At 70.8% G+C, this 356-nt stretch carries 1 protein-coding gene; it reads left to right on the forward strand.

Going from position 1 to position 356, the window contains the following annotated elements:
• Window positions 1–356, forward strand: a 356-nt coding sequence (locus EN846_RS33990) for an ATP/GTP-binding protein (protein WP_189587199.1), incomplete at both ends; no start/stop codon positions are given.

The raw sequence follows: 356 nt of genomic DNA on the forward strand, positions 1-356 counted from the left end.
CTCCACCACCGTCGCGCTGGACTACGCAGACATCGACCTTCCCAATGGCGAGCGCCTGCGGCTGTACGGAACGCCCGGCCAGCAGCGCTTCGACTTCCTGTGGCCGATCCTGCTGCAGGGCGCGCGCGGCGCGGTGCTGCTGCTGGACGCGCGCCGCGCAGGCCTGGCCAGCGAGCTGGAGGACTACCTGCAGGTGCTGCAGCCGTTTGCATCGTCCCTGGCACTGGTGGTGGCGGTCACCCACCTGGACCAGGCGCCGCAGGCGGCACTGGATGACTGGGCCAGCCGAGCCTGCCTGGACGACCAGCCACTGCCGCTGCTGGCCATCGATGCCCGTGACCGGGAACAGGGACTGC

Source organism: Mesorhizobium sp. M4B.F.Ca.ET.203.01.1.1 (genome assembly GCF_004791025.1).
Classification (GTDB): domain Bacteria; phylum Pseudomonadota; class Alphaproteobacteria; order Rhizobiales; family Rhizobiaceae; genus Mesorhizobium; species Mesorhizobium abyssinicae.